Below are 255 nucleotides of genomic sequence, written 5' to 3' on the forward strand. Positions count from 1 at the left end.
AGCTATTACGCTATCTTTAAAGGATGGCTGCTTCTAAGCCAACCTCCTGGTTGTTTAAGTAACTTCACATCGTTTTCCACTTAAATAAGATTTTGGGACCTTAGTCGGTAGTCTGGGTTGTTCCCCTCTTGACGACGGATTTTATCACTCGCCGCCTGACTGCTATGATTACATTAAAGGTATTCGGAGTTTGATAGGGTTTGGTACATTGGTGTATGCCCTAGCCCATTCAGTGCTCTACCCCCTCTAATTACT

Annotated in this window: 1 rRNA gene; it reads right to left on the bottom strand. The window is 43.5% G+C overall.

The annotated features are described in order from the left end of the window. Positions 1-255: ribosomal RNA gene (locus O6B72_RS09675) — 23S ribosomal RNA — on the bottom strand; the annotation flags it as partial.

It is taken from the genome of Campylobacter ureolyticus, assembly GCF_027277485.1.
Classification (GTDB): Bacteria; Campylobacterota; Campylobacteria; order Campylobacterales; family Campylobacteraceae; genus Campylobacter_B; species Campylobacter_B ureolyticus_B.